The sequence below is a fragment of the Microbacterium sp. PAMC22086 genome, from assembly GCF_019443525.1.
Classification (GTDB): domain Bacteria; phylum Actinomycetota; class Actinomycetes; order Actinomycetales; family Microbacteriaceae; genus Microbacterium; species Microbacterium maritypicum.
In genome coordinates this window covers 152,427-165,127 of the sequence record NZ_CP080380.1, presented here as the reverse complement: position 1 = coordinate 165,127, position 12,701 = coordinate 152,427, and the positions used below count along the sequence as shown (strand labels likewise).

Annotated in this window: 14 protein-coding genes; 3 read left to right on the top strand and 11 right to left on the bottom strand. The window is 64.7% G+C overall.

The annotated features are described in order from the left end of the window. Positions 1-220: 220 nt before the first annotated feature. From KY497_RS00790 to KY497_RS00760, 7 genes are all read right to left on the bottom strand, one after another. Complete coding sequence (locus tag KY497_RS00790) at positions 221-736, bottom strand: ATP-binding protein (RefSeq protein ID WP_258185782.1); 516 nt, start codon at positions 734-736, stop codon at positions 221-223. 18 nt (positions 737-754) lie between these two features. Continuing rightward, complete coding sequence (locus KY497_RS00785; RefSeq protein ID WP_219869586.1) at positions 755-1,480, bottom strand: tyrosine-protein phosphatase; 726 nt, start codon at positions 1,478-1,480, stop codon at positions 755-757. Between the two features lie 189 nt (positions 1,481-1,669). Then, on the bottom strand, positions 1,670-2,407 hold the full coding sequence (locus KY497_RS00780; protein WP_219869585.1) for an ABC transporter permease: 738 nt from the start codon (positions 2,405-2,407) through the stop codon (positions 1,670-1,672). Between the two features lie 11 nt (positions 2,408-2,418). Continuing rightward, on the bottom strand, positions 2,419-3,198 hold the full coding sequence (locus KY497_RS00775; protein WP_219869584.1) for an ABC transporter permease: 780 nt from the start codon (positions 3,196-3,198) through the stop codon (positions 2,419-2,421). Then, entirely contained in the window at positions 3,195-3,932 is a 738-nt protein-coding gene (locus KY497_RS00770; protein WP_219869583.1) for an ABC transporter ATP-binding protein, read from the bottom strand. The genes KY497_RS00775 and KY497_RS00770 overlap by 4 nt, the downstream gene beginning before the upstream one ends. Positions 3,933-4,004: 72 nt before the next feature. Then, entirely contained in the window at positions 4,005-4,655 is a 651-nt protein-coding gene (locus tag KY497_RS00765) for a response regulator transcription factor (RefSeq protein ID WP_219869582.1), read from the bottom strand. After that, a complete protein-coding gene (locus KY497_RS00760; protein WP_219869581.1) occupies positions 4,652-5,821 on the bottom strand; it encodes a sensor histidine kinase in 1,170 nt (389 codons plus the stop codon). The genes KY497_RS00765 and KY497_RS00760 overlap by 4 nt, the downstream gene beginning before the upstream one ends. 141 nt (positions 5,822-5,962) lie before the next feature. On the opposite strand from KY497_RS00760, the gene KY497_RS00755 reads away from it, so the two are divergent. Genes KY497_RS00755 through KY497_RS00745 form a run of 3 tightly spaced genes read left to right on the top strand, consistent with a single transcriptional unit; the run spans position 5,963 to position 8,888 of the window. Next, the gene (locus tag KY497_RS00755) at positions 5,963-6,529 is read left to right on the top strand and encodes a recombinase family protein (protein WP_219869580.1); all 567 of its coding nucleotides are present in this window, start codon (positions 5,963-5,965) and stop codon (positions 6,527-6,529) included. A gap of 9 nt (positions 6,530-6,538) precedes the next feature. Continuing rightward, complete coding sequence (locus tag KY497_RS00750) at positions 6,539-7,975, top strand: Mu transposase C-terminal domain-containing protein (RefSeq protein WP_219869579.1); 1,437 nt, start codon at positions 6,539-6,541, stop codon at positions 7,973-7,975. Beyond that, positions 7,962-8,888 (top strand): AAA family ATPase, encoded by a 927-nt coding sequence (locus tag KY497_RS00745; protein WP_219869578.1) that lies wholly within the window; start codon positions 7,962-7,964, stop codon positions 8,886-8,888. The genes KY497_RS00750 and KY497_RS00745 overlap by 14 nt, the downstream gene beginning before the upstream one ends. Before the next feature lie 346 nt (positions 8,889-9,234). On the opposite strand, the gene KY497_RS00740 is transcribed toward KY497_RS00745, so the two are convergent. From KY497_RS00740 to KY497_RS00725, 4 genes are read right to left on the bottom strand one after another with little or no spacing between them, the layout of a single operon-like run. Then, positions 9,235-9,774 (bottom strand): signal peptidase II, encoded by a 540-nt coding sequence (locus tag KY497_RS00740; protein ID WP_229778948.1) that lies wholly within the window; start codon positions 9,772-9,774, stop codon positions 9,235-9,237. Continuing rightward, a complete protein-coding gene (locus KY497_RS00735; protein ID WP_141386902.1) occupies positions 9,771-10,379 on the bottom strand; it encodes a cadmium resistance transporter in 609 nt (202 codons plus the stop codon). The genes KY497_RS00740 and KY497_RS00735 overlap by 4 nt, the downstream gene beginning before the upstream one ends. Further along, positions 10,379-12,289 carry a cation-translocating P-type ATPase gene (locus KY497_RS00730; RefSeq protein WP_218681953.1) on the bottom strand — a complete coding sequence of 637 codons (1,911 nt, stop codon included), beginning with the start codon at positions 12,287-12,289 and terminating at the stop codon, positions 10,379-10,381. Before KY497_RS00730 ends, KY497_RS00735 begins: the two co-directional genes overlap by 1 nt. Beyond that, positions 12,286-12,645, bottom strand: coding sequence for a helix-turn-helix transcriptional regulator (locus tag KY497_RS00725; RefSeq protein ID WP_058631451.1), 360 nt, complete (start codon positions 12,643-12,645; stop codon positions 12,286-12,288). Before KY497_RS00725 ends, KY497_RS00730 begins: the two co-directional genes overlap by 4 nt. Positions 12,646-12,701 lie beyond the last annotated feature (56 nt).

The window sequence follows — 12,701 nt, the reverse complement described above, 5'->3', positions numbered from 1 at the left end:
CCTTGCCACTTGACGATTGTGGCGAGCGTTTACGGCAACCGCTCCTGGCCTCACGTGAGAACCGCGCCGTAAACGATCGTTTTCGGTGGGCCTCCGACCGCGAGCTTCTCATCAACGCTGACCCTGGTGAGACTGGACGTGAACACCCCTCGTGAGCCTCAACGCCGATCGTGGCCGGACAGTGATCGATCTTCAGGTCTGCGTCTCATCGATCGATCGCTCAGTGCGACGGTTCCGCGCCGAGCACCGTCAGGGGACCTTCGTCGGCGGTCGGGGGTTCGAAGTGGTCGAAGTAGTCTGCCGCGACGTCGTTGGAAAGCGCATAGTCGTCGGCGTGCTCGTGGCTCCGTGCCGCGAGTCGTCCCAGTGCGACTGCCCTTGGCGTGGCGAGATAGATCGTCTCAGGCACTACTCCAAGCGGGCGCAGCAAGTTCCGATAGATGAGACGGGCACGCTTGGACCAGAACGAGAAGTCGAGTACCACGTCTTGGTCAGCCGCGACGAGCGCGATGAGGCGGGCGCGGAGCTCCTGCTCGATCTCTTCATGCACATCGCTCGGCAGGGGCATCGTCCGGATGCCCCTGCGCCAGGCTTCCTGGTCGAATGAAAGACGAACCATGCCTTCCGCTTCCAGTCGCCTCGCAACGGTCGACTTTCCGGATCCCGCCGGCCCGCACATCAAAACAACTCTGATCATCACTCCGACGATAGCCCCGCCCGCTCTGGCGACGATCATTTACGGCAGACGCGAAGGTCAAACCGGGCGTAGTGAGGCAGCCGCTCCCCGCCACGTCTCGATGGCAACTCGTGTTTCAGGCGCGATGCACGATTCGCTAAACCAGGCTTCGAGATCCAGGTTCCCGTACATGTCGCGGAACGCGGATTCTGCGGTGTGGCCGAATCGGCCAAGGATTTGCTGTCGTTCTTCGACCTCAAAAGATCGTTCGTGCAGCGCAGCCATCGCGTCCGCGTTCGTGAATGACTTGAGGTAGTCGGCGACGGCGGCATCGTCGGTGACATCGACCGCCCTCAGGAGTACGGCGGCGACGAGGCCGGTTCGATCCCACCCTGCCGAGCAGTGGAAGAGGATCGCTCCATCATCGGCGTCAGCGATCGCGTTCAGGACAAGCGCGAGTTTGTCTGGAAGCGCCTGGAGGTGCGCGAGATAGTAGAGGGGCGTGCCCCACCGGCCATCCTCTTCATATTGCTTCCAGAAGTCCGTCTCATCGCTGCCGTCAAGATCTACGTGGATGTGCTTGATCGCCGGGGGGACTTGTCCCGTCGACTCGTCTGGTCGACGAAGGTCGATCACGGTGCGTACTCCGTGGGCGTGAATTGCTTGCCACCCCTCCGAGTCGACTCGTTCCAGCCTCTCCGAGCGAATAAACACGCCCGAGGGTGTCACGGTTCCATCTGTGCGCTCTAGACCGCCGAGGTCTCGCACATTGGCGAGACCTTCGATGCGGAGCGTGGGTTTCATGTTGCCAGTCTTGCCGAAAACCCTTGCCGAACCGGGGTTGTGGCAAACGTTAGCGGCAGTGATTCCCTGGCCCGAGGAGTGACAGCGCCGGAAACGATCGTTTCCGGCAGCCACTCCCAGGCCGCCGGCCGACCACACGTGTGACTTGCGACGGTAAATGTCGTGTTTCTCGCAGAGTTTGCCGACTGTTCAGGCGTCGCGGTGGCGAAACGCGAATGCGGCTACAGCGAGGAGGCCTGTTGCCCATCCGGCCATCACGAGTCCTCCTGGGACTGGTTGGAGTAGTTCGATGCCGGGGTAGGTGGTGAGGAGTTGGAGCCCGGCGAGGTCGGGGAGGTATTTCAGGATCGGGATGATGCCCACGAGTGAGATGGTCAGTCCGAGTACGAGCGGCACCAGGATGATAAGGGTGACGATGAGGGTGCGGGCGAGGATCGTGATTGCGGCGGCGATGACGCTGATGAGCGCATAGTTCACTGCGACACCGAGCAGGTTCCACACCATTCCGGCGGTGAACTCTATGACAGGCAGACCGTGTGCGCTGATGGCGACGTGTTTGAGGATGACGGCTGCCGTGGTGGCGATGAGTCCGATCAGTGTGGCCGCGCCGGCGATGACGATGAGTTTGGCGGTGAGTACGCGTCCGCGGTTCGGGTCGGCGGCCAGGGTGCTGCGGAGTTGGCCGTCGAGGTACTCGGTTCCGGTGATGAGCGCGGCAAGCAGGATCACGAGGGGCTGCCCGAACCCCGCGGTCTCGAAGCCGTGCGACTCGGCAGGGAATGATGCGCCGGCAGCCGAGCTGGGGTCGAAGGCCAGGCCAGCGGCAAGCGCGAGGATGGGCGGTGCGAGTGTGGCGGCGGCGAGAGTGGCCTGGATGCTGCGGAGCGTGAGCGCTTTGGTCAGCTCGGCGCGGAGCGTGTGGATCATGATCGGCGCGCTCACAAGTCTCGGCGGGTGAAGGCGATGCCGGCGAGGACCAGTAAGAGCACGGCCCAGCTTGCTTGCACGAGTCCGCCGATGGCGGGTGGGAGGAAAGATCCGGTGGCGGGGTCGCTGTAGAGGGCGGCACCGGCGGCGGTGGGGAGGTATCTCGCTTCCTCCCAGATGCCGGCGAGGAAGTCTCCGATGCCGATAACGAGAGGGGTGATGAGGACGAGAGGCAGGATCGCGGTGCGTGCAAGGACCCCGATGGCGAACGCGATGAGTGCGGTGAGGGTCCAAGCGAGGGTGACCCCGCCGAGGTGAGTCCAGATCGCGGGATTCAGCGCCCAAGGGTTGATGCCGGTTTCGCCTGCTACGTGCGTGATGACCAGGGTTCCCCACATTGTCAGGAATGCGATGGCCGCTACCGCGACGGCGAGCAGCGCGATCTTGGTGAGGTAGACCCGGAGCCGCTTCGGGGTAGCGAGCAGGGTGGTGCGGATCTGCCCGCCGGCGCCGTACTCGCTGCCGGCCCACAGCGCGGCTATGGCAACCACGAGGACGTACCCGAAGCCCGCCATCTCGAACCCCTGGTACTCGATAGGCACCGGGACGGAAGAGTACAACCGGGGATCATCGGAGGCGAGACCAACCCCGGAGGCAGCGTTGCTCCATGCCATCGGCCAGGTGCCGACGACGGTCACGAGAGCGAGAATCCAGAGGGGCCGCGCGGTGACCAGCTTTGTTGCCTCCGACCGGACCACCCCGGTCAGAAGCTTCGGTGCGACGACGCTCACCGGCTCTCTCCGTCCGGGCGGGTGGCGCGGTAGTCGACGTGCGCGTCGGTGAGCGCGAAGAACGCTTCTTCCAGGGTCCGGTGGGTGCCCTTCACCTTCGCCGCGTCTCCCTGCGCGACGACGCGGCCGCGGGCGATGACGACGAAGTCGTCCGCAGTCTCCTCCATCTCGTTCATCAGGTGGCTGGAGACCAGGACTGCTTTTCCGTCGGCGGCGAGTGAGCGCAACAGGTGGCGGGTCCAGCGGATGCCGTCAGGGTCAAGACCGTTCGTCGGTTCGTCCAGCACGAGCACGCGTGGGTCGCCCAGCAGCGCGGCGGCGATCCCGAGTCGCTGACCCATGCCAAGTGAGAACCGGCCAATCCGCGTCCCCGCCGCATCTCGAAGCCCGGTTAGTTCCAGCACGTCGTCGACTCGCCGCTTCGGGATCGCGTTGGACTGCGCCACCCAGCTCAGATGTGCCCGCGCGGTGCGGCCCTTGTTTGCACCTGGCCCGTCCAGCATCGCGCCAACTTTCCACAGTGGACGATCCAGCGAGCGGTACGGAGTTCCGTCGATGAGCGCGACGCCGGAGCTTGGCCGGTCAAGGCCCAGGAGGATACGCAGCGTCGACGATTTCCCGGCCCCGTTCGGCCCGAGAAATCCCGTCACCCGCCCGGCCGCTGCCGTGAAGCTGACATCGTCAACGACTGCGCGGGAGCCGTGACGTTTGACCAGATGACTGACTTCGATCATGCTTTCCAGCACAGCGCTTCACGCTGCACCTGTCAGTCTGCAAGCGTTGACAATCCTGCGAACGCAGCCCGATCAGCGCGCATCCCTGCCGACGAGTCCGCTCTCGTAGGCGACGACGACCAGCCCTGCCCGGTCGCGGACACTGAGCTTGCCGAGAATGCGGCTGACGTAGGTACGCACCGTCGTCACCGTCACGAAGAGGGCGGCCGCGACCTCAGCGTTCGACAGGCCCCGCCCGATCAACACGAGCGTCTCGCGTTCACGATCCGTCAGCACCTCCACCGCAGTATCCGCTCGTGCAGGGGCGAAGCGGCTGATCAGACGCTTCGTAACCTCCGGGGCCAGCAAAGCATTTCCCTCGTCCACGACCCGGATCGCGCGCAGAATCTCGGGCGGTGGACTGTTCTTCAATAGAAATCCCGACGCGCCCATGCGCAGCGCCTCGTACACGTACTCGTCGAGATCGAACATCGTCAGCACGATTACTCGCGGACCATCAGACTCAGCACTCAGGCGACGTGTCGCGGCAAGCCCGGTCATGTACGGCATCTGCACGTCCATCAGCACTACGTCGGGCCGATACTCCACCGCCAGCCGCACGGCCTCCTCACCATCGCGAGCCTCGGCCACGACGCTCATATCCGGCTCGCTCTCGACCAGTAGCCGCAGCGAAGCGCGGATCACGGTGTCGTCGTCGGCGATCAGCACCCGGGTCGCGCTCACGACGTGATCCTCGATTCCGGCGCGGGAAGCGGAAGAGATGCAGCAACCACGAAGCCGGTAGGCGCCGCCGTCAGAACCAGAGTGCCGCCGAGTGACTCGACTCGTTCCCGCATCCCCATCAAACCGTGGCCCTCGCGAAATCCGAACGCCGCGGCGGCACCGTCGTCACGTACCTCGACCCGGCAAGCACCGTCCAGGACGCTGACCGCGATTGTCAACGAAGAAGCGGCAGCGTGCCGAATCGTGTTTGTCACAGCTTCCTGCGCCACTCGGTACAGCGTCGTACGGACAGCGACGGGAAGATCATCGAGGGCGACAGGAGCGTCGACACGAATCTGCAACCCGGCACGCTCTGCGGAACGCGCAAGATCAGTCAGACCACCCGCCAGCGACAGCGCTGGCCCGGCATTCCCCGCACCGGGACTCGTGCTGCGCTCTCTCTGCAACAACCCCTTTAACTCAGTAAGCGAGGTACGCGCATCCCGTTCCATTTCGCGAAGCACCCCACGCAGATCGCCCTCACTGAGCGTCACCACATGCGCGGCCACGCCCGCGCGAACACCAATCGATCCCAGCGAATGCGAGAGCACATCATGTACATCACGGGAGAGTCGTAAACGTTCCTCTGTCCGCGATCGCTCCGCGGAAGCCTCAGCCACCTGGCGAGTCCGCACCCCCAAGAACCATGAAGTACTCAGAACGATCCCGCCCAGCAGTACCCCCCGGAAACGATCTTCCACACCTTCCGCGCTGAGACCAAGAGACACCAACAGCACCAACAGCGCCCCAACTGGGATCCACCACGGGATCCGCCGCATACCTCGCTGCTCCGCGTATGTGAACACAACAAAACCCGCGACGACGAAAGGGTCAGCCGTCAACCCCAGCGCCCACCCAGCGCCTGTAGCGCCGACCGTCACCGAGACCGCGACCAACGGGAACCGCGAGACGAGAACGGCTCCGGCGATGACGACAATGCCAAGGCCAAGCTGCACCCACCGCAGCACCGTTTCCGCAGGTAGCACGGTCAGCCACAAACCACAGAACAGCAGGCAGCTCACCAACAGCACAACAAACGGACTCTGCCGAGTCACCTGCCACGCGCGCCGATCATCGAAGCGGACCCACCAGTTCCGCGACGCGGTGAATCCGGGACGCACACCCACTCCAACATCGTAACGGCCGAGTCTCACATACGACCGTTCATGAGTCAGTCGACATTCTCCTCGCTCAGTTCGGCGAGTCGTGTCTCATGACTCGTGTCGGTGATCTATGTAAAGCAGGCGGCGTTCGCGATACGCTGAGGCATGGCCACGATCGGTTACGCGCGCGTCTCGACCCGAGACCAGAATCCGGACGGCCAGACGGATGCGCTCGAAGCTGCAGGTTGCGACAAGATCTTCGTGGAGCATGCATCCGGCACCCTGGCGAAAAGGCCGGCGCTGACGGAAGCCCTCGGGTATCTGCGAGTGGGGGACTCGCTCGTCGTGACGAAGCTTGACCGGCTCGGCCGGTCTGTACGGAACCTCAAGCAAGTCGCGGACGAGCTTCAGCAGCGTGGGGTCGGGTTGAAGGCGCTGTCGCAGGGCATCGACACCACCACTCCGGGTGGGCGTTTGTTTTTCCACATGCTCGCTGCCATCGCGGAGTTCGAGCACGACCTCATCGTGGAGCGCACTCATGATGGTCTCGCGGCCGCCCGCGCACGCGGGCGGAAGGGTGGCCCGAAGTTCAAGATGACGCCGACGAAAATCCGGCAGGCCCGGGCGATGTATGACGAGGGCGGCCACACCGTGCAGGAGATTGCCGACACGTTCGGGGTGTCCCGGCCCACGATCTATCGGCACTTGGCCGAGCACGTCGAGCGGACCTAACGAGGGATCATGGCGCACCTCAGCGACCGGCAGAAGGCCGAGCTTGTGCGCCAGCACCAGGACGGGGTGCCGTGGACGCGGCTTGCGGAGCACTCCGGCGTTGCAGTGAGGTCCCTGCAACGCTGGGCAACTCGGATGGAGACGGGTCAGCTCGCGAGAGCACCTCGCCGCGATAAGGGATCGACTCGCACGGCCGCCGAACTGGTAACCGCAATCGAGGCGCTTGCAGTGCGCCGGCCCGCGCCGACGATCGCGTATATCCACCGTCGCATCGGTGACATTGCTCGGGATCGCGGATTGCCGACGCCGGGGTACACCACGGTCCGCGAGATTGTGCTCGCGCTCGACCCGGGCCTAACGGCTCTCGCTGATGGCGGGGACGCGGCGTACCGGGACAGGTTCGAGCTGGTCTACCGCCGCACGACCTCCGCGCCGAATGAGCAGTGGCAGATGGACCACACCCTGCTCGATGTGATGATCCTCGACGACCGGCAGCAACCCATCCGTCCCTGGCTCACGATCGTGCTAGACGACTACTCGCGAGCTATCGCCGGCTACACGGTGGGCGTCTCGGCACCCACGGCCGAGCATTCCGCACTGGCGTTCCATCAGGCCGTCGCTCGGAAACGAAACCCGAAATGGGTCGTGTCGGGGCTCCCCGACGTCCTCTACAGCGATCACGGGTCCGACTTCACCTCGACCAGGATCGAACACGTCTGCCTCGACCTCCACGTGCGCCTGATTCACTCGCGGGTCGGCGTTCCGCAGGGGCGCGGCAAGATCGAACGGTTCTACCGAACGATCACGACCGAGCTGCTGCCGCACCTGCCCGGCTTCATCCCGCACGGCACCGGCGGGGCACCCGTCAGCCAACCCACCCTGACCTTGCACCAACTCGATGACGTGCTCGAGCGATTCATCGTCAACGAGTACAACGAACGGCCACACTCAGCGACTGGCGAGGCCCCACACGCACGATGGCGGAGCGACAGCTTCATCCCTCGAATGCCCGCCCACCCGGAAGACCTCGATTCGCTCCTGCTCACTGCGGCGGCAACACGACGCGTGCAACGCGACGGGATCCGCTTCGCATCGACCCGATACATCTCACCGGTCCTCGTCGCCTACGTCGGCGAAGACGTCACGGTGCGATACGACCCCCGCGACCTCGGCGACGTGCGAGTGTTCCACGACAACACGTTCTTGTGTCGCGCGATCGCGCCCGAACGCTCCTCCGAGACCGTGTCCTTCACCGATCTGCAAGCGGCGAGGAACCAGCAACGCCGCGCCCTGAAACAGCAGCTCCGCGAGCTCACCACTCACGCGGGCTCACTACCTGAAGACACCCGCCACCGCCCCGAAGCCGCGCCGGTCACAGAGAGCGCCCCCGACCGCGCAACGCCACCCCCAACCCGACACGGACTGAGAACCTATGCCAACGACTGAGCCAGACGACAGCAAACCCATCTCCGTCCTCTTCGAACCAGGCGACGACGGGCGCCGGTTCCTCAGCGGCCACTTCGACGAATTCAAAGAAGCACCACCACCCCACGCAGACACGCGGCCAGCGTTCGTGACCACGCGAGAGCACCGCCGGTTCACGGAGTTCGCAGACACCGTCCGCTCCCACCGCTACATCGGCCTCTGCTACGGACCACCCGGGATCGGCAAGACACTCTCCGCCCGCCACTACGCCGGTACCGACGAATGGGAACAATGGCACCCACTCTCACGCAGCGCAGGCGCCCTGCCGCCCGTGCCCGAAGCAGTCCAACAGAGCCGAACCGCGTTCTTCACCCCAACCGTCGCCGCGACCATCAAGCAGATCGACCAAGGCCTACCCCGCGCCTGCCAACACATCTCCTGGGCAATCGACTACGCCCAGCACGGCCACGTCGACCCATACGTTCACGCCGAATCCCAACACAGCGGGAACACCGAACTCCTCATCATCGACGAAGCCGACCGACTCAAAACCGCCGGACTCGAACAAGTCCGCGACTTCTACGACCGCCACCGAATGGGCGTCATCCTCATCGGCATGCCCGGCATCGAGAAACGCCTCGCCCGCTACCCTCAGCTCTACAGCCGCATCGGCTTCGCGCACGAATACCGAACCCTCCGCAGCGACGAGCTCACCGCCGTCGTTGCGCAGCGCCTCCCCGACCCCGACCCGGATGATGCAGGTCTTGCCCACACGGCAGCTCTCGCCGCGATCGTCCGCGCAACTAACGGAAACTTTCGCCTCGCCGACCGGCTCGTCACCCAGGTCAACCGCATCCTCGTCATCAACAAGCACACGCGCCTCACCCCGGAGGCCGTCGACGCAGCCCAGGAAGCACTTCTGATCGGACGATAAGCGACGCGGAAACAATGACATTTATCGTCGCAAGTCACAACCACACGACACGCCGGCCGTGCGCTGACCGAAACCCCCTGCCGGAACCTGCCGCGCCGAAACCGTCCGCTCGACGTTTTAGGCAGGACGGGATGAAACGCGATTACCGACAAGTTTCGTGAGACAACGGGCGCTTTCGGTGCCGCATCAGTCACCCGTCTTTCCGGGGCTGCTCCGTCTCACCAGCCGACAACTTTCGTGAGATCGGACAAGTCTCACCGGATCTGTAGAAATCTCACGTACCTGTAGAACGTCTCACTGGAGTTGTAGATTCTCATCGGAGTTGTAGATTGCTCCTGGATGAGATCTACGTTTCGTTCTTTCGTTCGGTGTCGTTGCGGATCGCCAGGAGGGCTCCGGCGATAGCAGCGGTGAAGATCACGATGTCGGCGATGTTCCCGATGAACCAGTTTCCGTAGGCGAGGAAGTCCACGACATGTCCGCGGGCGAATCCAGGATCTCGGAAGAGACGGTCGCCTGCGTGTGATGCTGCGGCTCCACCGAGCGCACCGACGACGATGGCCCACCCCCGGCGTTGAACTCGGAACGCGAACACGATCGCTGTGACGGTAGCGGCGACAGCGAGCAGCGCGAACACCCAGGTGAAGTCTTCGCCGAACGAGAATGCCGCTCCCGGGTTATAGGCGAGCTGCAAACCCAGCAGGTCACCGATCAGCGGGATGCGCTCACGCTCGGTGAGGGTCGCTTCGGCCCACACTTTCGTTCCCTGATCAATCAGGACGACAACCACGGCGATCAGGAGCGCTCCACCAGTGAGCTGCCACCGCCGCGTCGACGACAGCTTGCGCGCAGCGGGCGGGTGAGCCTCATTCTGGGAGGAGGTCATGCGAGCACCTCGATCAGACGGACAATGACCCCAGATTCGATCAGAATGAACAAGCCCAGACCGATGAACACGGCCGGTACGAGCCAGTGCTCGATGCGTTCCAGCCCCTCGGTGACGGCCTTGTTGGTGCCGATCAGTCGTCCGGCAGCGCACCAGACGGCGACGAGGATGAGGAACACGACGATCATGATCGCGACGTCGCCGGGGGCGCTGGTGCGGAAGATCGGCGTGTAGAGGGAGATGTTGTCGGCCCCGTTGGCGATCGTGATCCCGGCGACGCCCCAGAGTCCGACCGCGGTGATCTTGGCGTCATCATCGTCGTCATCACCGTTTCGACGCAAGCCGCGCACGAGCGTCCAGATGCCGATGCCGAGCGGGATCAGCCCGAGGAAGCCCACCCATTCGTCCGGGACGATCGTGAGGCCGAGCGCGGCGATCACGCTGATCACGACGAGGGTGATGAACCCGAGGTACTGGCCAGCGACGATCTGCCACGGTCGCGGCTTTCCTCGGCTGGAGGCGAGGAACAGCACGGTGAGCACGACAATGTCGTCGATGTTGGTCGCAGCGAACAGGCCGATCGCTGATCCGATGGTCGCGAGCATCAGCTCTTCACTCGCGGAGTGCGGGCGGCGCGCAGGCCGTTGAGAATAACGATGACCTCGGCGACCTCGTGGACCAGGACGACCGCCGCGAGCCCCAGCACGCCGAAGAGCGCGAGCGGGAGCAGTGCGGTGATGATCAGCAGCGACAGGATGATGTTCTGGTTGATGATCCGTCGACCGCGCCGGGCGTGGTCGAACGCGCGCGGGATGAGACGCAGATCATGGCCGGTGAAGGCCACGTCGGCGGATTCGATCGCTGCGTCGGAGCCGGTCGCTCCCATCGCGATGCCGATGTCTGCGCCGGCGAGGGCCGGGGCATCGTTGATGCCGTCACCGATCATCGCGACCGGCCCTACCTTCGATAGCTCCGCGATCGCGGCCGCCTTGTCCTCCGGGCGCAACTCCGCGCGCACGTCACTGATCCCGGCCTGCGCAGCGAGCGCACGGGCAGTCCGGGCGTTGTCGCCGGTGAGCATCGTCACGCCGATGCCCTGACCTGTGAGAGTTCCGACCACCTCGGGGACTTCTGGGCGCAGTTCGTCACGGACACCGATCGCGGCGATCGGCGTCCCGTCACGATGCACGATCACGACGGTCATGCCCTGCTCCTCTAGCCCCGCGACCCGATCCCCGAGCGCGCCGGCGTCCAGCCAGCGGGGGCTTCCCACAGTGATTCTCGAGTCGTCGACCGTGCCGTCAATGCCGTGACCCGCCCGCTCGGTTACGTCCGCAGCGGCTGTGACACCCGGAGCGGCCGCCGTGATCGCGGCCGCGAGAGGATGCGTGCTGTGCTGCTCCAGTGCGGCCGCCCACGCCAGAGCCTGAGCCTCCGACACGCCATCTGCGGTGAGGACAGCGGTAACCATGGGCTCGTTGCGGGTGAGGGTGCCGGTCTTGTCGAGGGCAACGTGCCGGACGGTGCCAAAGCGCTCGAAGACGGCACCGGACTTGATGATCACGCCGAACTTGCTCGCGGCGCCGATCGCCGCGACGACCGTGAGTGGTACCGAGATCGCGAGTGCACACGGAGAAGCTGCGACTAGCACGACGAGCGCGCGAGTGATCCATACCTCCGGATCGCCCAGCAGCGACCCGATGATCGCGACGAGTGCCGCGAGGATCAGAACACCGGGAACGAGCGGGCGGGCGATCCTGTCCGCGAGACGAGCACGCTCGCCCTTCTCAGTCTGTGCTTTCTCTACCAGCTCCACGATCGTCGTGAGCGAGTTGTCGGTGCCCGCAGCCGTCGTCTCGACCTCTAGCGCGCCGGCGCTGTTGATCGCACCGGCCGACACTGCATCGCCGGGCTCCACCTCGACCGGGATCGATTCCCCGGTGATCGCCGAGGTATCCAGGCTGGAGCGACCAGAACGCACGACCCCATCAGTCGCGATCCGCTCACCCGGGCGGACCACCATGACCTGGCCGACCGTCAGCTCTCTTGCCTGCACCTGCACGGTGGTGCCGCCCTGAAGCACGGTCGCTGTTTCCGGCACGAGCTTCAGTAGTGCCCTCAGTCCGCCGCGGGCGCGGTCCATCGCCTTGTCCTCAAGCGCCTCCGCGATCGAGTACAAGAACGCCAGAGCTGCAGCCTCCTCCACGTACCCGAGGATGACGGCACCGATCGCGCTGATCGTCATCAGCAGCCCGATGCCGAGCTTGCCCTTGAACAGTTTCCGGATCGCGCCGGGCGTGAACGTCGATGCGCCCAGCAGCAGTCCGACCCAGAACAGCACCAGTGCCGGGATCTCGAGCCCGGACCACTCGAAGATCAGACCGACGAGGAACGCAACGCCGGAGAACACCGGCACCATGACCCCGCGGTCTCTCCACCAGGGCCGCTCGGCCTCTTCGATCTCTTCGCCTGCCGTCGCGGCAGGCTCGTGCTCGCAGCCACACGCCTCGCTCACGCGTCAGCCCCCGTCCCACAGCAGCCAGCCACCATGCACGCTGAGTCCACGCAGGGCGCGTGCTCATCGACCGCCAGTGTCACGTCCACGAGCGCGACGAGCGCAGCCGCAAGATGCGGGTCGGCGATCTCGTAGCGGGTTTGGCGGCCCTCAGGCTCGGCGACAACGATCCCGCAGTCACGCAGGCAGGTGAGATGGTTCGACACGTTGGAGCGCGTCAGCTCTAGCTCACGGGACAGGACTGCGGGGTAGCTCGGGCCACCGAGCAGAGTCATGAGAATCCGAGAACGCGTAGGATCAGCCATGGCGCGGCCGAGCCGGTTCATGACGTCGAGACGAGAAGCAATGGTCAGCATAAGCTGAACTATACAGTCTCCGCTGACCTATTGCCTATGCGGTCCACCTAATATCC

Coding starts and splice junctions, on each gene's coding strand:
- KY497_RS00790 (WP_258185782.1), bottom strand. CDS start 736: ATGATCGTCGCCAGAGCGGGCGGGGCTATCGTCGGAGTGATGATCAGA.
- KY497_RS00785 (WP_219869586.1), bottom strand. CDS start 1,480: ATGAAACCCACGCTCCGCATCGAAGGTCTCGCCAATGTGCGAGACCTC.
- KY497_RS00780 (WP_219869585.1), bottom strand. CDS start 2,407: ATGATCCACACGCTCCGCGCCGAGCTGACCAAAGCGCTCACGCTCCGC.
- KY497_RS00770 (WP_219869583.1), bottom strand. CDS start 3,932: ATGATCGAAGTCAGTCATCTGGTCAAACGTCACGGCTCCCGCGCAGTC.
- KY497_RS00755 (WP_219869580.1), top strand. CDS start 5,963: ATGGCCACGATCGGTTACGCGCGCGTCTCGACCCGAGACCAGAATCCG.
- KY497_RS00750 (WP_219869579.1), top strand. CDS start 6,539: ATGGCGCACCTCAGCGACCGGCAGAAGGCCGAGCTTGTGCGCCAGCAC.
- KY497_RS00745 (WP_219869578.1), top strand. CDS start 7,962: ATGCCAACGACTGAGCCAGACGACAGCAAACCCATCTCCGTCCTCTTC.
- KY497_RS00740 (WP_229778948.1), bottom strand. CDS start 9,774: ATGACCTCCTCCCAGAATGAGGCTCACCCGCCCGCTGCGCGCAAGCTG.
- KY497_RS00735 (WP_141386902.1), bottom strand. CDS start 10,379: ATGCTCGCGACCATCGGATCAGCGATCGGCCTGTTCGCTGCGACCAAC.
- KY497_RS00725 (WP_058631451.1), bottom strand. CDS start 12,645: ATGCTGACCATTGCTTCTCGTCTCGACGTCATGAACCGGCTCGGCCGC.